15 protein-coding genes are annotated in these 20,465 nt (G+C 37.6%); 10 read left to right on the top strand and 5 right to left on the bottom strand.

All coding sequences use genetic code 11. The features are described 5' to 3' along the window. Positions 1–39: 39 nt before the first annotated feature. Entirely contained in the window at positions 40–2,271 is a 2,232-nt protein-coding gene (locus AC4CUY_RS14390) for an NADP-dependent isocitrate dehydrogenase (protein WP_336951684.1), read from the top strand. Between the two features lie 259 nt (positions 2,272–2,530). Here AC4CUY_RS14390 and AC4CUY_RS14385 read toward each other — a convergent pair whose 3' ends face one another. Together AC4CUY_RS14385 and AC4CUY_RS14380 are read right to left on the bottom strand one after the other, a co-directional pair. Next, complete coding sequence (locus AC4CUY_RS14385) at positions 2,531–3,319, bottom strand: pseudouridine synthase (RefSeq protein ID WP_336951683.1); 789 nt, start codon at positions 3,317–3,319, stop codon at positions 2,531–2,533. 403 nt (positions 3,320–3,722) lie between these two features. Further along, positions 3,723–5,015, bottom strand: a complete 1,293-nt coding sequence (locus AC4CUY_RS14380; protein WP_336951681.1) for an MFS transporter — start codon at positions 5,013–5,015, stop codon at positions 3,723–3,725. A 919-nt stretch (positions 5,016–5,934) separates the two neighbouring features. Here AC4CUY_RS14380 and icd point away from each other — a divergent pair. The 4 genes from icd (at position 5,935) to AC4CUY_RS14360 (ending at position 9,313) form a co-directional block, all read left to right on the top strand. After that, positions 5,935–7,191 (top strand): NADP-dependent isocitrate dehydrogenase, encoded by a 1,257-nt coding sequence (icd, locus tag AC4CUY_RS14375; protein ID WP_333667652.1) that lies wholly within the window; start codon positions 5,935–5,937, stop codon positions 7,189–7,191. Between the two features lie 576 nt (positions 7,192–7,767). After that, positions 7,768–8,259 carry a DUF2867 domain-containing protein gene (locus AC4CUY_RS14370; RefSeq protein WP_336951680.1) on the top strand — a complete coding sequence of 164 codons (492 nt, stop codon included), beginning with the start codon at positions 7,768–7,770 and terminating at the stop codon, positions 8,257–8,259. Between the two features lie 166 nt (positions 8,260–8,425). Further along, positions 8,426–8,782 carry a DUF4124 domain-containing protein gene (locus tag AC4CUY_RS14365; protein ID WP_166782095.1) on the top strand — a complete coding sequence of 119 codons (357 nt, stop codon included), beginning with the start codon at positions 8,426–8,428 and terminating at the stop codon, positions 8,780–8,782. 300 nt (positions 8,783–9,082) lie between these two features. Continuing rightward, the gene (locus tag AC4CUY_RS14360; protein ID WP_336951679.1) at positions 9,083–9,313 is read left to right on the top strand and encodes a hypothetical protein; all 231 of its coding nucleotides are present in this window, start codon (positions 9,083–9,085) and stop codon (positions 9,311–9,313) included. Between the two features lie 78 nt (positions 9,314–9,391). On the opposite strand, the gene argG is transcribed toward AC4CUY_RS14360, so the two are convergent. Continuing rightward, positions 9,392–10,735, bottom strand: coding sequence for an argininosuccinate synthase (gene argG / locus AC4CUY_RS14355; protein ID WP_004724905.1), 1,344 nt, complete (start codon positions 10,733–10,735; stop codon positions 9,392–9,394). 591 nt (positions 10,736–11,326) lie between these two features. Continuing rightward, entirely contained in the window at positions 11,327–12,178 is an 852-nt protein-coding gene (locus tag AC4CUY_RS14350; RefSeq protein WP_336951678.1) for a LysR family transcriptional regulator, read from the bottom strand. Between the two features lie 152 nt (positions 12,179–12,330). Between AC4CUY_RS14350 and AC4CUY_RS14345 the strand changes: the two genes are divergently transcribed. The 5 genes from AC4CUY_RS14345 (at position 12,331) to dld (ending at position 19,442) form a co-directional block, all read left to right on the top strand. Then, the gene (locus AC4CUY_RS14345; protein ID WP_336951677.1) at positions 12,331–13,248 is read left to right on the top strand and encodes a DMT family transporter; all 918 of its coding nucleotides are present in this window, start codon (positions 12,331–12,333) and stop codon (positions 13,246–13,248) included. Between the two features lie 585 nt (positions 13,249–13,833). Further along, a complete protein-coding gene (gene lldP / locus AC4CUY_RS14340; protein WP_336951676.1) occupies positions 13,834–15,504 on the top strand; it encodes an L-lactate permease in 1,671 nt (556 codons plus the stop codon). 42 nt (positions 15,505–15,546) lie between these two features. Next, a complete protein-coding gene (gene lldR, locus AC4CUY_RS14335; protein WP_336951674.1) occupies positions 15,547–16,290 on the top strand; it encodes a transcriptional regulator LldR in 744 nt (247 codons plus the stop codon). Between the two features lie 2 nt (positions 16,291–16,292). After that, positions 16,293–17,447, top strand: a complete 1,155-nt coding sequence (gene lldD / locus AC4CUY_RS14330; protein ID WP_336951672.1) for an FMN-dependent L-lactate dehydrogenase LldD — start codon at positions 16,293–16,295, stop codon at positions 17,445–17,447. A gap of 297 nt (positions 17,448–17,744) precedes the next feature. Further along, positions 17,745–19,442, top strand: coding sequence for a D-lactate dehydrogenase (gene dld, locus AC4CUY_RS14325; protein WP_419820193.1), 1,698 nt, complete (start codon positions 17,745–17,747; stop codon positions 19,440–19,442). Positions 19,443–19,570: 128 nt separating this feature from the next. On the opposite strand, the gene AC4CUY_RS14320 is transcribed toward dld, so the two are convergent. Continuing rightward, the gene (locus AC4CUY_RS14320; protein WP_419327194.1) at positions 19,571–20,398 is read right to left on the bottom strand and encodes a hypothetical protein; all 828 of its coding nucleotides are present in this window, start codon (positions 20,396–20,398) and stop codon (positions 19,571–19,573) included. Positions 20,399–20,465 lie beyond the last annotated feature (67 nt).

Below are 20,465 nucleotides of genomic sequence, written 5' to 3'. Positions count from 1 at the left end.
CTCGGTTCTCAAAACACAATCTAAAGCAAGGGGCTATATATGGCTGGTGGAAAGTCAACAATCATTTACACACTGACTGACGAGGCGCCATTGTTGGCGACTTATTCGCTACTGCCGATCATTGAGACCTTTACTAAGCCAGCTGGCGTAGAGATTGTCAAAACTGATATTTCTGTAGCTGCTCGTGTTCTTGCAGAATTCGCGGAATACTTAAGCGATGAACAGAAAGTATCTGACAACCTTGCACAGCTAGGGCGTCTTACTCAAGATCCAGACACTAACATTATCAAACTCCCAAATATCAGTGCATCTGTTGCTCAGTTGAGCGCATGTATTAAGGAACTTCAGTCAAAGGGTTATGCAATCCCTGACTATCCTGAAAATCCAACAACTGAAGAAGAAAAAGCAATTAAGGTACGTTATAGCAAATGCCTTGGTTCAGCGGTGAATCCAGTGTTACGTGAAGGTAACTCTGACCGTCGCGCACCTGCTGCAGTGAAAAACTATGCCAAGAAACATCCACATTCAATGAACGAATGGAAACAGTGGTCTCAAACACATGTTTCTCATATGGATGAGGGTGATTTCTACCACGGTGAAAAGTCAATGACCCTTGACCGTGCGCGTAACGTCAAAATGGAGCTTATCACCAAAAATGGTGAGAGCATTGTGCTGAAGCCAAAAGTTGCATTACTTGATGGCGAAATCATCGACTCAATGTTTATGAGCAAAAAAGCGCTTTGCGATTTCTATGAAAAAGAACTTGATGATTGCCGTGAAGCGGGCATTTTATTTTCGTTGCATGTAAAAGCAACGATGATGAAAGTTTCACACCCGATTGTATTCGGTCACTGTGTAAAAATTTACTATAAAGAAGCATTTGAAAAGCATGCCAAGTTATTTGACGAGTTAGGTATTAACGTCAATAACGGTATGGCTGGTCTTTATGAGAAGATTGCAACTTTACCAACATCATTGCGTGAAGAGATCATCGAAGATCTTCATGCTTGTCAAGAACACCGTCCTGCACTTGCAATGGTCGATTCAGCGAAAGGTATTACCAACTTCCATTCACCAAATGATGTGATTGTAGATGCATCTATGCCAGCGATGATTCGTGGCGGTGGTAAGATGTGGGGAGCTGATGGTAAGCAGTATGATTGTAAAGCTGTTATGCCAGAGTCAACATTCGCACGTATTTACCAAGAAATGATCAATTTCTGTAAGTGGAATGGCAATTTTGACCCACGTACTATGGGTACTGTGCCAAACGTTGGTTTGATGGCGCAAAAAGCTGAAGAATACGGCTCACATGACAAAACTTTTGAGATCACTGAAGCAGGTGTTGCAAACATCACAGATCTTGAGACTGGTGAAGTGTTGATGTCACAAAACGTTGAGGAAGGCGATATCTGGCGTATGTGTCAGGTGAAAGACGCACCGATTCGTGACTGGGTAAAACTTGCAGTAACGCGTGCGCGTAACTCAGGTATGCCTGCAATCTTCTGGCTTGACCCATACCGCCCGCATGAAAATGAATTGATCAAGAAAGTACAAAAATACTTGAAAGATCATGATACAGCGGGTCTTGATATCCAAATCATGTCACAAGTACGTGCAATGCGTTATACGCTTGAACGTGTTGCTCGTGGTTTAGATACAATTTCAGTGACAGGTAACATTTTACGTGATTACTTAACTGACTTGTTCCCAATCATGGAACTGGGTACTTCTGCGAAAATGTTATCTATCGTTCCGTTAATGGCGGGCGGTGGGATGTACGAAACAGGTGCGGGTGGTTCAGCGCCTAAACACGTACAACAGCTTGTAGAAGAAAACCACTTGCGTTGGGATTCTCTTGGTGAATTCTTGGCATTAGCAGTTTCTTTAGAAGAGTTAGGTATTAAAGAAGACAATGCGCGTGCTAAGTTGTTGGCGAAGACATTGGATCAAGCAACAGGTCAATTGTTAGATAATGATAAGTCTCCATCTCGCCGTACGGGTGAGCTAGACAACCGTGGTAGCCATTTCTACCTTGCGAAATTCTGGGCTGAAGCACTTGCTGCTCAAAATGACGATGCTGAATTAAAAGCCAAGTTTGAACCACTTGCAAAAGCATTAGCTGAGAACGAAGACAAAATTCTTGCTGAACTTGCTGCTGTTCAAGGTAAGCCAGCGGATATCGGTGGGTACTATGCAGTTGATACGGCTAAAGTTGAAGCTGTAATGCGTCCAAGTGCTACGCTTAACGCTACACTTGCTAATGTTTAAGTTTTAAATGCTATAAACCAACGATCTTGTTGGTGAGAAAAGCCGATGCATAAGCATCGGCTTTTTTATTGAGGGAATAAATCTTTGTTTAAGTAATTTATTTGCAAGTTTTGTATGAATCAATTTAAATGATGAGGGGGAGATTGGTTTTAATTGGTCTTGAGTTTTTTTAAATTATAAAAATAAAAATGCCCAATGAATTTCATTAGGCATTTTTATAATATGCGACAATCGATTAATGGCTTCGAATAACTAAATCCTATCGACCATTACGTCCACGACCACGTGGGGTTTTGGTATTTGGACGAGTGGTACCATTGGTCTTACGACGTGGTTTTTCACCATCTTCCATTTGCCAGATACGTTTAGTGCCTGACTTTTTTGTTGAACCATCTTTATTCTTGCGAACAATTGGTTTTCCACCTGTACCACCAGGTTTCTTCACATAAGATCGTGAACGATAAGGTTCGTCCGCAGGAATATTTTGGAAGTCAGGATAAAGCAATGGTTCAATTTCTTTGGTTTCACCAGGCTGTAAACCCATTTGTACCAAGTCAATTGCACCAATTTTGGTACGAATTAAACGTAAAGTAGGGAAACCGACAGCTGAAGTCATACGACGTACTTGGCGGTTACGGCCTTCGCAAATCGAAATTTCAATCCAAGATGTTGGAATGTTCGCACGAAAGCGTACAGGTGGATCACGATCCCACAACCATCCAGGCTGTTCTATTTTATTCGCTTGAGCAGGTAAAGTCATACCATCTTTTAGCTCAACACCTTTGCGCAACTGTTCAAGGGCTTCTTCAGTCACATCACCATCAACTTGCACCACATAAGTTTTAAATTTCTTATTGGCAGGATTGGTAATGTACTGATTTAAACCACCATGATCAGTTAAAAAAACTAAACCTTCAGAGTCCATATCGAGACGACCCGCCAAACGCAAAGTCGAGTCATCTACGAAGTCTGACATCGTCATATGTGCTTCGTCTTTACGAAACTGGGAGAGGACGTCATAAGGTTTATTAAGAATGACAATTTTCACTTTAGACCACTAATAAATATCAATAAAATTTTTGAGTTTGATAAAGTTACCCGTTTGAAGAGAGTTGGGTAAAGATAAAGACTACGATATGTGCGCTACTATATCAGATTACGCTTTGTATTCTTCAACTTTATTTATTTACCAAGCTTGAGTTGTAAATACATTTTTCTTAGATGGGCGATCTTAAGATACGAGGTTTTTAGAGTAGGGTGGGAGGTTTTATCTTTTTGCAATTTACCATTGCATAAAATTAAGCTAAACAACTGGAAAAAACAGCGTCTATTGAAGTAAAACCATATAATAAAAAAGCTGTACCACCTTTGGATAGTACAGCTTATTTGAATAGTGTAGATCTCAAATTTTAATCAGTGATCACAAGCTATTTATGACTTAACCATGTTATTTAGTGGTCATGTTTTAGATATTCTGGCTCTTTCGGTAATTTAAAACTACACAAGAAACAGATCACTAACATGAAAATCACATAGAAGAAGAAGGTGCTTTCAATACCGGCTGCTTTGAACTGTAGTGCTACAGATGGTGCAGAACCGCCAAAGATTGCATTCCCCACAGCATAAGAGAAACCAACACCCAATGCACGAACATGTGGCGGGAACATTTCTGCCTTAACCAATCCACTGATAGAGGTATAGAAGCTGAGTAACATCATCAGGAAAATAAGTAGCAGTGCAACCATCAATGGTGAGTAACTGAAATGTGGCATCCAGATCACCATAACTGGATAGATGAAAATTGCCATAGTTCCACTGAACGCAAGCATTGCAGCACGACGACCAATGCGGTCAGAAATAGCACCAAACACAGGTTGTGCAAGCATAAAGATAAATAGTGAAGCTGTCATAATGAATCCGACAGTCTTACTATCCACACCCATATTGGTGAGGTAGGTCTTTGAATATACTGTAATCACATAGAAGGTGAGGGAACCCGCAGAAGTATAACCTACGACCAATAAGAAGGTTTTCCAGTGATTTTTAAACAGTTCACTTAAGCTTCCTGATTCTTCTTTATCACTGTCTTCGCTAGATAATGTTTCTTCCAAACGACTACGTGCAAGTAGGGAGATAATTGCAGCAATACCACCAATGACAAAAGGAATACGCCAGCCGCCATCAAGCAATTGCTGCTCTGATAGGAATGCCAGCATAATAACACCGAGCAAACTTGCTAATAACTGACCACCTGACAAGGTGACATATTGGAAAGAAGCAAAAAAGCCTCGTTGACCCTTTAAGCCAAGTTCACTCATATAGGTTGCGACAGCACCATATTCACCACCTACAGATAAACCCTGTAGCAGGCGAACAAGTAAAAGTAGGAAAGGTGCTGCCATCCCAACTTGTTCATAGGTTGGGAGTGCGGCAAATAAGAAAGAGCTTACTGCCATAAGACAGATTGAAATGACCATTGATTTTTTGCGGCCATGTTTATCAGCAATTCGTCCGAAAACCCAGCTACCAATTGGTCGCATAAAGAAGCTGGCTGCAAAGACACCCCATACATAAATGGCTTGAGTACCGGAGTCCATATCTGGTGCAGTTAATGCTTTAGTGAAATATGCCGCAAATACAGCATAAATATAAAAATCAAACCATTCTACTAAGTTTCCTGAAGCTGCGCCGACGATACCGCGTATACGGCCTCGTTTCTCTTCTTTACTGTAAGTTTGATCCATTATTTACATCCATGAGTTAGGTTGAATCGTAATTAATTCAAAATTCATTGCGATTTAAAAAAACAGGAATAATGTTAAAGATTTTAAGACTAAATAATAATTGCAAAGATGGTTAATTTGATTGGAGGCTATAGGATAGACAGAAGGAATCAAAAAATGAATTTCGATTTATTCTTTCATTAAAATTCATGTGAAAACATATAGTAAAAGTGAAATATTTTTGTAATTAATCTTAAGTCGATGATGTTTTTTTTAATAATTTGATTTTTAAATTAAAAGCAATGGCAAAAAATACCAGTAATCAAAATAAATTTACGGGTTTTTGTTTGTGTTCTATTGTGGTGCGTATTTTAATACAATGAAATATATGAATATATTGTGGTTTTAAGGTGGCCAGTTTGGTCATTAATCTATTGTCAAAATGTTATAAATTTTTAAATTAAATAACGAATATCAAATCAAAAAATTGAAAATAAAGCTTATAGTGAAAAGGTATATTAGCTCTCACTTTTAAAGATCCGATTGGGTGGTTTTGTAGTTATTTTGGCGGCTGATATGTTGGATAGAGTGGCTATCATTTAAAAAATAAGAATTAACTACTTGTGTTTACAGTGTGAAACATGGAGAAGATCCGACTCTTGGAAAATTTCTTTGTGTGGAAAAACATAGCTAATACTTTTATTTTTCAATATTCGAGGTGATTGAGAATATTGATTTATATAAAAAATGATGAATTAAATGACATTAAATAATGGAACAATGTGCTTTATTCAGTAGAGAAATGTTGTTATTCCTCGTATAAATCTCAAAAAATGTACAAATTAGACTAGACTGATATGCGTTAAGAATGGTTAGAAATATTGTCGATTTGGCAATTATTTTGGATTTGCCAACTATAATAAAATGGAGAACCTCAACAATGGGTTATCAGAAGATCGTAGTGCCTGCTGATGGTAGCAAAATTACTGTAAATGCGGACTTGTCACTGAATGTTCCAAATCATCCAATCATTCCTTTTATAGAAGGGGATGGTATTGGTGTTGATATTACACCAGCCATGAAAGCTGTTGTGGATGCAGCAATTCAAAAAGCATATGGTGGCAAACGTTCGATTGAATGGATGGAAGTTTACTGTGGTGAAAAGGCAGATAAAATCTACGGAACATATATGCCTGAAGAAACTTTTGAGGCGCTGCGGGAATTTGTTGTTTCGATTAAGGGGCCATTAACCACACCTGTGGGTGGCGGTATTCGTTCATTGAATGTGGCTTTACGCCAAGAGCTCGACCTCTATGTTTGTGTACGCCCTGTACGTTGGTTTGAAGGAGTGCCGTCACCTGTTCAACACCCTGAACTGACCGATATGGTGATTTTTCGGGAAAATTCCGAAGATATTTATGCGGGTATCGAATGGAAAGCAGATTCTCCTGAAGCGAAAAAAGTCATTAAATTTTTAAAAGAAGAAATGGGTGTAACTAAGATTCGTTTTGAAGATAATTGTGGGATTGGTATTAAACCGGTATCAAAAGAAGGTACTCAGCGTTTGGTGCGTAAGGCGATTCAGTTTGCGATTGATAATGATAAGCCAAGTGTAACTTTAGTGCATAAAGGCAACATTATGAAATATACCGAAGGTGCGTTCAAAGAATGGGGTTATGAACTGGCAATTGATCGTTTCGGTGGAGAGCTGATTGATGGTGGCCCGTGGGTAAAAATTAAAAATCCAAGAACGGGTAAAGAGATCATTATTAAAGATGTGATTGCAGATGCATTCCTACAGCAAATATTAATGCGTCCTTCTGAATACTCTGTGATTGCGACACTTAATTTAAATGGTGACTATATTTCTGATGCATTGGCAGCTGAAGTAGGTGGTATTGGTATTGCACCGGGTGCAAATATTGGTGGCGCAATTTCTGTATATGAAGCAACTCACGGTACAGCACCAAAATATGCAGGCCAAGATAAAGTCAATCCAGGCTCTATTATTCTTTCTGCGGAAATGATGCTTCGTGATATGGGGTGGATTGAAGCTGCTGATTTGATTATTCAGGGCGTATCGGGAGCGATTGCTGCGAAAACTGTCACCTATGACTTTGAGCGATTGATGCCAGGTGCAACTTTGCTTCGCTGTTCTGAATTCGGTCAAGCGATTATTGAAAATATGGATAGTTAATTAAAAGATAAACGCACTAAAGTCAGTATAATCAAAGGTCTGTCAAGTGCAGACCTTTTTGTTGTATTCAAACTACTTAATTATTCATACCAGTGACTTTTATTAAGTCATTGAGTATAAATTAAGCTTATGTTTTTTAATAATTTTTATAAAATTTTAGTTATCAATTCATTTTTTAGATTTTTGAATCCTAGATGGTGATCCTACTGTGTGGCTACATGGATGTCGCCGTTGGGGGGGGTACAGGTCGTACCCCTCGCCCATGAGCAAAAACAAAGCACTGCTTTGTTTGCAGCGCAAGGTTTGGCATCGCCTACGCAAAGGTATTTAAACTTTGAATGTAAGGTGTGGCAGTACAAGCTTTTTATAATTAAATAATTTGTTTGTCCATGCGATTGATTTAATTGAAAATATTGATTAAGGGGAATTATGTTCTTGTGTCTAAGCTTTTTTGACAGGTCGATTATATATTTCTTAAACTTTAGGCTGTGAGTAATTGCACCAATAACTGATTACTGTAGACTGTTTTTAGCGGTTGTTTGAAAAAATATTAATTATATTTATAGGGGTGGTTAATTGAATATAGAAAGAGATCCACAAACTTTAGTTGCTCCACTTGATCAATTAAATTTTTTACACGAAGCCAAGCAATATATTGATAAAAATCTCACCAGTACTCAAGCCTATTATCTAATGACTAGCAAGCCGCCAGTTTGGTTGAAGGCTGCGTTTAAGCTGAGGGATTTTTTAAGCCAGCGTTTAGGTGGTGTGCAACCTATTCAAGGCTTTGGTGAATCAACTAAACCACTTCAAGTAGGTAGGAAAGCAGATTTTTTTGATGTGATTAAAGTCTCCGATCGTGAGCTTTTTTTACAGTCAACCGATAAACATTTGAGTGTATTGCTGGTTTTACAAATCGAGGAATATGATGAACTTAGAAATGAACTGAAGGTGTGTACCAGTGTAGTCACCTATAATCTTTTCGGGAAAATTTATATGCTGCCTGTGTCTTTAGTTCATGGTTTTATTGTTCAGCAATCACTTAAAAACCTTCAAATTAAATCTTGAAACTGAAGGATTTGAACTATGACAAAATGCTGTAAAACTTGGCAAAAAAAGTCATATTTATACCTTAATTGTAAATGAAAAATCCTGTGAATAAGAAAACTCCTGTGTAAATAGCAATTTAAATCAATTATTGATATTTTGTTGAAACTTAAATGGAGTGTTGGTTGTGAAAAAAGTATTGTTGGTTATCTTAGCTTTAGGGATTTCGCATCATGTATTTGCTAAAGACGTACACAAATGTGTGGTAAAAGGTTCGGTAACTTACCAATCTAGACCTTGTGCAGGAACTGCTACTGTAAATCCACAGCAACAACTTCAACAAAAATTAACCCAACGAACTGCAAACCAAACTTCGATACAGCAACAAAAAACTCAGTCTGAAATGCATCAGTATTCTCAACAGCAACATCTGCAACGTCATTCAGGAAATGGAACTTCTAATGAGATTTCAGATACAGTTGAAGGTAAAAAGAAAAGTTTGGCTATAGCGCAAGAAGCTTATAAACAAACAAAGAATCGTTAATTATTCTTTAAATTGGCTTAGACCGTTTTGTTTTATGGGCATCTGGTTTTTATTAAAGTTACATTTATTAAAGAAGTTTGCGGGATAAGCTCCATATAACAATAGTTTGATTGATGAAGAGTATTGCTGAAAGTGATTTATAAAGCTTCTAGGTCACAGGGTGGTGTGATTTTTACTTAAGTTTTTCGCTTTAAATATATAGGAGATTGTCGTCCTATGGCTGTAGGTGAGTAATGTATTGGATGGGATTATTCTGTTATATTAATTAGCCTAATTAAATTTATTGAAAGCCTTGAATTTATGTCACAGACAAGTTCGAAAAAATTTTATATCTTTGCGACATTAGCGTTGTTATTTCCAGTATTTTTAGTGGGAATGGCTTTTCTTGCGGCTAAAAGTGATGCTGAAACCAAACGACAATATGATCAAATTCGCCAAGAACATGCTGAAAAGATTGAGTTGCAAAAACAACAGCAAAAATTAGGGCAACAAAACTTATCGCAGCCTGAAACTAAGAATGCAGTGTCTTGATAAGCGATCTTTAATGAAAAATCACAAAGACTAAAGCTAAAAAAACCGCCTGATTTGGCGGTTTTTTTTCATCAAAAATTATTTATTTTTGTCTTTCAATTGAGGGATCGCAGATCCTGTACCAACAGCCAATAAACCAGTATTGGTATAAATACCAAGTTTTGCACGGGTATCAGTGATATCAAGATTACGCATAGTCAATTGGCCGATACGGTCAGCAGGACTAAACATTGAATCACCTTTTTCCATGGTTAAACGCTCAGCTTCATAAGTGAGATTCTCTGATTCAGTGTTCATAATCGTATAGTCATTACCACGACGAAGTTCTAAAGTCACAGTGCCTGAGATTGCTTTAGCAACCCAGCGTTGTGCTGTTTCACGTAGCATCAATGCTTGTGAATCGAACCAACGCCCTTGGTACAATAAACGACCTAGACGTAAACCATTGATGCGATATTGTTCAATAGTGTCTTCGTTATGAATACCCGTTACAAGACGTTCATAAGCAATATGAAGAAGCGCCATTCCCGGAGCTTCATAGATACCGCGAGATTTTGCTTCAATAATACGGTTTTCGATTTGGTCAGACATCCCAAGACCATGACGACCACCAATACGGTTGGCTTCAAGAATGAATTCAACAGGGTCTTCAATACGCTTGCCATTTAATGCAACTGGGAAACCTTCTTCAAACGTTACAGAAACTTCTTCAGCTTCAACTTTTACATCTTCTTTCCAGAATGCAACGCCCATGATTGGTTCAACGATTTTGATGCCTGCATTGAGATATTCAAGATCTTTTGCTTCGTGAGTTGCACCCAACATATTTGAATCTGTTGAATAAGCTTTCTCTTTCGACATTTTGTAATCAAAACCATTGTCGATCAAGAACTGTGACATTTCAGCGCGACCGCCTAATTCATCAATAAATTGCTGATCTAACCAAGGTTTGTAAATTTTAAGTGCTGGGTTGGTTAATAAACCATAACGATAGAAACGTTCAATATCGTTCCCTTTATAAGTTGAACCATCGCCCCAAATATTAACATCATCTTCTTTCATAGCTGTAACAAGCATTGTACCTGTTACTGCACGACCTAATGGTGTTGTGTTGAAATAAGGAACACCCCCAGTGCTGATATGGAATGCACCACATTGAATTGCAGCAATACCTTCCAATGCAAGTTGTAAGCGGCAGTCAACCAATCGGGCTTTTACAGCACCATAGTTTTCAGCTTTACGCGGAATTGCATCGTAGTCATCTTCATCAGGTTGACCTAAGTTTGCTGTATAAGCATAAGGTTCTGCGCCTTTTTGTTTCATCCACAATAAAGCTGCTGAAGTATCTAGACCACCAGAAAAGGCGATACCCACTTTTTTGCCTACTGGTACATTCTGCAAGATCGTTGCATTATCAGTCATTGCTCGTCCTAACTATTTCGAAAGAGGCACCACATATATGGGTGGCCAAAGAGAATTTTATAAACGCAGTATTATAACACCCTTCAATACAAATTTTGGGCTATTGTCAGTGGAAATCATTTTTTTTTAATTTGAAAAATAGATTAATATAGCAAAAACGATGGTTTTACATTGAGTAAAAAACTGAAATGGAATCAAATAACAAAGATAAAAAAGTGTGACGAATACAGAAAAATCAAACTTCATCAACATTGCATAAAATTGTAGCATTTGCCTTGATTTTTGATTTAATAAACATGCTGTATTATGTGTTTACAAATCAAGGCAGCTATTTTGTTGGTGCTATATTAGAGAAATTGGTGTTAATTCTTATTCACTTCTCATGCGCAAATGGAGTGAAATCTGGAAGCTTGTGCAATCGTTTAGGCTCAATTTTCTTTCCTCTTTTTATGCTCAAAATATTTCCTGTTGGTACTTTGTTGCCACGGTTATGCTGTTTTTCTCAGTGTTTAAATCGGAAAACGCGCACCAAATAAAATAACCCAATATAAATTATGAAAGCTAATGTTTAAAAGCAAAATATTGGTGTGGTTAAAGCTGATCATTCAATCCGATAAACTGCTTTTCAATCGGCGTAAATACATGCTCACTTCGTGCAATCAGATAGAATCCAATATCTCGATATTGTTCAGGTGTTTCTCGATAATATTGAATATTAAATTTTTTAATCAGTGATTTTGCAATCATTGATATTCCCATACCCAATTGAGTGAAATTGACTAAGGCCTCATGATCATAAATATGGGTTAACTCGCCTTTGGTTAAATTATAGTCTGTGTAAATGTGATCTAAAGTGGTTGCATAACAGCATTCTTCAGAAGCAAGTAAAATATTTTGATGATTGAGACAATCTTCAAGGTTGTCATGGTTGATGACATTTTTCCCAATAATCACAAGCTGGTCATCTGCTTTTTGAATATACTGAATATTTTTCTGCTTGGGATGACCTAAAACATAGGCGATATCTAGATTTCCAAGTAATATTTCATCTTCAATATAACCTGTCGCACCTGTTTTCATGGTGATCGAAAGTTCAGGGTAAGTTTCATATAGCTGGCTAAAAGAAGGGTAGAAACGCATTCCGCCTAAACTGGTGTTGGTACCAAAGCGTAAATTTTTTTCCTGCTGATAGATTTTATTTTCAGTTTCCTCCCATGTGAAAATCATTTTTTTATATTGCTGGTATAAATTCATGCCAGATTCAGTGAGCTCAACACCTTTAGGTTTTCGGATGAATAGTTGACGTTTATAGTGATTTTCAATCTTTTTTATTTTTGCAGTCATATTTGATTGTAAATAATTGAGTTTATTTGCTGCTGCTGTAATGCTTTTTAGTTCAGCAACAGTCACAAATGATTTGATATCACCCATATCGATATTCATTTCAATTCCTCAAAAATGCATTGAATAAGCGCTGACACTAAAGTATCCACTTTGGCATCAAAAAAAATGATGTGTACATTAAAACACAGCATTATTCATGATGTCATTTATTTTCTATACTCTAAGCACTTTCCATCTGTTGAGTACAGCAAATGAATCTTCGAGTGATTGGTGCAATTGTATTATTGTGTCTCGTCTGGGGATCTTTGTGGGGATTGGTCAAACATAGTTTGCAAATATTTCCGCCATTCTTATTTATTTCTACGCGTTTAATCTTAGCTGCGCTTACCCTTATGTTGGTTCAAGTACTGTTAAGAAAATCTGTTTTACCCGCAAAAGGTGAATGGCAAAAACTGATAATCTCAAGTTTGATGATTTGTATTGGTTTTTATGCAACACAAACCTTTGCCATGCAATTTGTTGATTCAGGATTGTCTGCAGTTTTAGTGTTTACTATGCCTATTTTTATTGGTGTATTGGCGCATTATATTTTAAATGAGCGTTTAAATAGCCAAAAAATGATTGGGTTGGTTCTTGGCACATTGGGCTTGGTTGCGATTCTTTGGCCACAATTAAATCATATTCATTTGAATTTATCGTTAATTGGTCAAGCTTTCTTAATCTTGTCTGGCTTCTTTTGGGCTTTAACCACAGTGTATATCAAACAGAATTTTGCAACTTATGACAAAATCAAATTGACCTTTTGGCAGTTGTTGATGGGTGGAGTGGTGATTTTGATCGGTGCTTTAATTTTTGAACCTGTAGATGTTAAAGTTTGGATGAATCCACTGAATGATTCAATCCTGTTCTATATTGCTGTAATTGGTACTGGTTTTGCCTTTGCCTTGTGGAATTGGATTGTGAGTCAGGTAGATACCTTTGTTGCGTCTATTTCAATCATGTGTATTCCTATTCTAAGTTTATTTTTTGGTTATGTGCTTTGGCATGAGCCGATTACAATCAACATTATTATCGGCGCGGCATTGATCTGTTCAGGAATTATTTCAAGTTCTTTAAACCTTAAAATCAAGAAAAAACCTGAAACCTTATTGAGTTGTGAGCATCGTTAAATCAATAAATGCGTATTGATGAATTAATTTATAGTTGATTAAATTTATATAATTTTTTAATTAAAGTGAAAAGCAAAATCAGTGAAAATTTATTGGTTTTGCTTTTTTTCTTTCTGCTTTTTCTTTCTATTTTTACTTGATATTTGTTTGTTTAAGGCGATGCCTTAACGCTTATTTTAACTGATTGTTAAATTGGTCTGACTAATTTTGGTTTTGAGGTATTTCCAAACCCGATAATAAACTTAAATCAGTGTTACTAAAAAGTGCATTAAGAATAGCATGCGACTAAAGTTGTAGAAAATTAGTTTAATTTAAAAAAATATAATATAAAACAAATGAGTTATTCGATTTGAAACCCTGAAATCTGAAGGATTGATTTGTGAATTGACTTAAATACTTGCAATATTGGTCATACCAAAATAATTAATTGAGTGTCAACTATTGATCTTTAAATCAGCAAAAATTAATATTAAGTGGCAGTTAGTGCAAAATTTTTTAATTTAAAACTAAATTGGTCATACCAATTATTGAGAAATAAATGGATGATTCAATGACATTCCACGTTCTAGCAAGCATTTCAAGGAGATGACAATGCTTCAACATTGGCAACAGATTTATGATCCGATGGGCAATATCTGGGTATCTAGTGCTATTGCGCTTATACCAATTATATTTTTCTTTTTAGCCCTTGCTGTATTCCGCATGAAAGGAAGTGTTGCGGGGACAATTACGGTTGTATTGGCTTTACTGGTTTCATTATTTGCTTATCAAATGCCAACGATGATGGCATTGGCATCATTGGTCTATGGTTTCCTTTATGGTTTATGGCCAATTGCATGGATCATTATCGGAGCAGTATTTCTATATAAAATTTCAGTAAAAACAGGGCAATTTGATATTATTCGTTCTTCGATCTTGTCGATTACTGAAGATCAACGTTTGCAAATGCTGTTTGTGGGATTTGCTTTTGGTACGTTCTTGGAAGGTGCCGCTGGTTTTGGTGCACCTGTCGCAATTACCGCTGCATTGTTGGTGGGACTTGGTTTTAAACCACTTTACGCAGCAGGTCTATGTTTAATTGTAAATACAGCACCTGTGGCATTTGGCGCAATGGGTATTCCAATTATTGTTGCTGGTCAGGTTTCTGGTGTGGAAACGATGGAAATCAGTCAGATGGTTGGTCGTCAATTACCATTTATGGTGCCAATTGTGCTGTTCTGGATCATGGCGATTATGGACGGTTGGCGTGGTGTGAAAGAAACTTGGCCTGCTGTCATTGTTGGTGGTGGCTCCTTCGCACTTGCACAATATTTGACTTCAAACTTTGTGGGGCCAGAATTACCAGATATTACTGCCTCAATTGCTTCTTTGGTTTCATTAACAATTTTATTGAAATATTGGCAGCCAAAGCATATTTTCCGTTTTGCAAATGAAGATGCCAGCATGGATGAGAATCTTGCTGCACAAAAACAACAGAAATATAGCCTTGCTCAAATAGCTAAAGCGTGGTCTCCATTTGCAATTTTAACTGTGATGGTCACGATATGGAGTGTAAAACCGTTTAAGGATTTATTTACCAAAGATGGTGCGCTACATGATTTAGTGATTTCAATCCAAGTGCCTTATTTGCATCAAATGATTCAAAAGATGCCACCTGTTGTTTCTGAAATGAAAGATTATGATGCAATTTATAAGTTTGATTGGTTCTCAGCCACAGGTACCGCAATTTTTATTGCAGCGATCATTACCATTATTTTCTTAAAAATGAAGCCAAAAGAAGCTGTTGTAACTTTTGGTGAAACGATTAATGAGTTAAAAATTCCAATTTATTCTATTGGTATGGTCTTGGCTTTCGCCTTTATTGCAAATTATTCAGGTATGTCTGCCACGCTTGCTTTGGCACTTGCACATACGGGTCAGGCATTTACATTCTTCTCTCCATTCTTAGGATGGTTGGGGGTATTCCTCACAGGTTCTGATACCTCTGCAAATGCTTTATTTGGCGCATTACAAGCCACGACTGCACAGCAAATTGGAGTTCCAGAAGTATTATTGGTGGCTGCAAATACCAGTGGTGGTGTGACAGGAAAAATGATTTCGCCTCAATCGATTGCAATAGCATGTGCGGCAGTGGGGCTTGTAGGTAAAGAATCTGATTTGTTCCGTTTTACGGTTAAACACAGTATAACGTTTACTATAATGATCGGTATTATCGTTACACTACAAGCTTATGTGTTCCCTTGGATGATTCCATGAGAATGAAGCATCGTTGAACCAACACAAAACTGAGGAAAGCAGATGAAAGTCTCTGACAAAGTGGTACAAAGCCTTCGTATGTTAATTGAAGAAAAAAACATGCAAGTCGGAGAACGTCTACCTGCTGAACGAAAATTGTGTGAACAACTCGGTGTATCCCGTTCCTCTTTAAGAGAAGCGATTTCACAACTGACCAGTACGGGTATGCTGGTCAGTAAAGTTGGAGCAGGGACGTATTTACAACAATTCCCTGTGAACTGGTCAAAATTTCAGATTGTTGAACCTTTAAGTAATTTGATTGATGAAGACCCTGCATATCGTTTTGATGTGCAAGAGGCTCGAACAATACTTGAGGGTGGTTCAGCTTGGTATGCTGCGCAACGTGCAACGCCTAAAGATCTAGCTCAGATTCGCGAATATTATGATCAGATTTCATATTTTCAGTCGATTGGCGATGATGAGCAGGCTTCTCTAGCAGATGCTAAATTCCATTTAGCGATTGCTGAAGCATCACACAATTTAGTATTGATTCAGATGATGCGGGGCGTTTTTGATCTGTTGCAATTTAACGTGCTACTGGGTAGACGTAAAGTGTATTCAGAAACACATCGTTTTGATCAATTGCATGATCAACATTTTAAAGTGATGGATGCAATTGAACGTCATGATCCAGATGCAGCAAGAGATGCAGTATGTGGACATATAGAATTTGTAGTACAGCAAGTACGTATGATTGATGAGGAAGAAGCCCGTCGTCAGCGTGCGAGTCGATTAAACAGGATATGAGCATGATTATTTCTTCTGCAAATGACTATCGTGAAGCCGCGCGACGTCGTTTACCACCATTTCTTTTTCATTACATTGATGGTGGTGCATATGCGGAATATACACTGAAACGAAATGTAGAAGATTTATCAAAAATTGCGTTAAGGCAACGTGTTTTAAATGACATGTCTCAGCTAAGTCTAGAAACAAAATTGTTTGATGAAACTTTATCAATGCCTGTTGCATTATCTCCTGTTGGATTAACAGGTATGTATGCACGTCGTGGTGAGGTTCAAGCTGCTATAGCGGCAGATAAAAAGGGCATTCCTTTTACATTATCTACAGTGTCAGTATGTCCGATTGAAGAAGTTGCACCAGCAATTAACCGCCCAATGTGGTTTCAGTTATATGTGCTGCGTGATCGTGGCTTTATGAAAAATGCTTTAGAGCGAGCCAAAGCTGCAGGTTGCTCAACCTTGGTGTTTACTGTTGATATGCCTGTACCAGGGGCGCGTTACCGTGATGCACATTCTGGCATGAGTGGTTCAAATGCAGCGATGCGTCGTTATATGCAGTCATGTTTTCATCCACATTGGGCTTGGAATGTCGGTTTACTGGGTCGTCCACATGATTTAGGAAATATTTCAAAATACTTAGGAAAGCCGACTGGACTTGAAGATTATATTGGTTGGTTGGGCAATAACTTTGACCCGTCTATTTCATGGAAAGACCTTGAGTGGATTCGTGAATTTTGGGATGGCCCAATGGTAATTAAAGGAATTCTTGACCCTGAAGATGCCAAAGATGCAGTTCGTTTCGGTGCCGATGGTATTGTTGTATCAAATCATGGTGGTCGTCAGTTAGATGGCGTCTTGTCATCTGCGCGCGCACTTCCGCCAATTGCAGATGCCGTCAAAGGCGATATTAAAATCCTTGCTGACTCTGGTATTCGTAATGGTTTGGACGTTGTACGTATGCTCGCATTGGGTGCAGATACCTGCATGCTGGGACGTGCCTTTGTTTATGCATTAGGGGCAGCGGGTGGTGCAGGCGTTTCAAATCTGCTTGAGTTAATTGATAAAGAAATGCGTGTCGCAATGACTTTGACGGGCGCCAAAACAATTGCAGACATAAGCGCCGATTGTTTAGTGAAGTTAGACAAAGGATTGGATGAATGATGTATTTTTGATAATTCATCAAGATAAATGATATTTTTAAATTTGATAGGTGCAAATGTCATCTGAAAAGCTTTCAGGTAGAACGACCTTATAACATGTTGTTTTTGCAAAGCATCAAATGAAAAGATGTGATTTAACAAGTTTTGTGGATAAGCGAGGTTTAAGCTACTTTTCATCAAAACAGTAGCTTGAACTGATCATTAATCCCTCAATACAAATAATATTGAAAAAAATGCTGTCGGAATGAATGCCTTATTGACTGAGATTAAATAAGGGTTCATCAATAGGATAGGGAAAATGCAATCTAATATTGATTCACAACAAACCATTCAGCAATTAATCAACATCGTCGGTCAGCAACACGTTTTAACTCATGATAATGATACCCGCCTTTATCGTCAGGGTCGTCGTTATGGCTCAGGGCAAGTCTTGGCTGTTGTGGTTCCTGGAACTTTGTTTGAACAATGGCAAGTGTTACAAGCTGCTGTAAATGCGGACTGTATTGTGATTATGCAAGCTGCAAATACTGGCCTCACGGGTGGTTCAACACCTTTTGGTGATGATTACGACCGACCAGTTATTTTAATGAGTACACGTCGTTTGACTGGTATTCAAGTGATTAATCAAGGTCAGCAAGTGATTTGCCTACCTGGTGCAACCTTAGATCGTCTTGAAAAAGAGTTGGCACACTATAATCGTGAGCCGCATTCAGTAATTGGTTCATCTTGTATTGGTGCATCGGTTTTAGGTGGAATATGTAATAACTCTGGTGGGGCATTGGTTCGTCGAGGGCCTGCTTATACGGAGTTAGCGCTTTATGCACGGATAAATGAGTCTGGTGAATTAGTATTGGTCAATCATTTGGGTGTGAATCTGGGTGAAACACCTGAAGAAATTTTGACAAAACTTGAAAATAAAAAATATCAACTCAATGATATTATTAATAATTCTAGTTGTTGTGCTTCTGACCATCGTTATGCGCATGATGTTAAACAGGTCGATGAAAATACGCCTGCACGCTTTAATGCTGATCCATCACGTTTATTTGAAGCTTCAGGTTCTGCGGGTAAAGTCTGTGTCTTTGCAGTGCGTTTAGACACCTTTGAAAAAATTCCAAGTCAGGTATTTTATGTGGGAACCAACTCACATGCCGATTTGACTGAAATCCGCCGTTTCTTATTGAAAGATTTGCCGAGATTGCCGATTGCTGGTGAATATATTCATCGTGTTGCCTATGATATTGGTGCTGAATTTGGCAAAGATACCTTTATGTTTATCGAAAAATTTGGTACGGCAAAAGTGCCTGCTGCATTTGCGTTAAAAGATAAGGTAGACGGATATCTTGAAAAAATTGGTCTTCGCAGTTTGTCTGATAAAGTTTTGCAGATGGTGACGAAGTTGTTGCCAAATCATTTGCCAAAACGAATGAATACATTTCGTGATTTATATGAACATCATTTGATGATTCGTATCGAAAATCAGGATGTTGAACAAGTTGAACTCTTTTTAAATGAGTATTTCCAACATAAAACATCAGGCCATTTTTTCCGTTGTACAGATGAAGAAGGCCGAAAGGCATTTTTACACCGTTTCGCAGTGGCAGGTGCTGCCATTCGTTATCGTGATACACATCGTTCGGAAGTTGAGGACATTGTTGCGCTGGATATTGCTTTACGTCGTAACGATCGTGAATGGGTCGAAACTTTACCTAAAGAGATGGATGATTTGATTACCCATAAATTGTATTACGGGCATTTCCTCTGTCATGTGTTTCATCAAGATTATATTGTCAAAAAAGGTGTAGATCCTTTGGCGATGGAACATCAAATGTGGCATTTGCTAGATAGTCGTGGTGCAGAATATCCAGCGGAGCACAATGTCGGGCATTTATATATTGCAAAGCCTACTTTAAAAAATCATTATCAAAAACTTGATCCAACCAATAGTTTTAATGTTGGGATTGGGCAGACCAGTAAATTAAAGTACTGGAAATGATGATGTTGAGCCGTTTTAATTTAACTTGCTCATGCTGATTGATCAAATCAGCAGTCTTTAAAAAAAGTAATAAATGAAGAACTGATTTATTTGATTAACATAGCCATGCTAAAAAACATGGCTATTTTTTATTTCGGTTCGCCAAATTTGGAAGAAATAAACCCAAGAACAAAAGCACTAATCAAGAAGGTAATACCAGCATAGAGTGCGGATTGTGTCGTAAACCATACTGCAATGGTTAAGATTGCAACGATAGCTGTGCAAATCCAAATCGCCAAACCAGAAGTTTCTAAAGAGTGTTGTTGAGATTGAGCATGGTTGCTTTGTTCAACTGTTGATTGGTTTTCTGTGGTGGTTAAATTGAGAATAGGGGTATGCAGATTGACACCATAAAAGAAATAAGGATGATCATCAAAACGCGCAAGTTCAATACGTTGCATTTCGATAAAAGAGTGCTGCTGTGAATCATCTTGTGCTTTGTTTTCGATGTGTTGTAGCAATTGGGTTAAGAAATAAGCATCATTTAAATCCAAAGGTAAACCACTGGTCCGCAATAGAATGTACTCAGGATAATGTTGTTCGATTAAAGATTTAAAATCATCAAAATGGTAGATATTTTCTGTACCAAAAATTTCTATAAATAAGGGTTTTCGAGCTGCTAAATTGAGAAGTGCTTGTTGTTGGTCAATGACTAAATAAGCATACTGACTCTCCCCAAAATCTTCTTGGCGTTCTTCAAGATCAACTTGATTGCGATCATCGTTGATATCAAGATCATCTATATATCTAGTCCAGAAAATATTCTCTTGCTTAAACAGCATAAACCATAAAATTGGAATAAACGCATTTGCTTCAAGTTCAAAAGATGCGCTTTGAAAAAACTCAGCCCATTGATTTTGACTACCTCTTGGCATACGGCTAAAGGTAGAACTGGTTAAAAATACTGGGTGGCTCATAACGTTGATGCCTTTTCTTATTTACTTTTATTCAGCAGTTATATTGCAAAATAACGAAAATTGACAC

This window comes from Acinetobacter sp. 778_lipA, from assembly GCF_058242985.1.
This window is presented reverse-complemented; position numbering and strand designations above follow the sequence as displayed.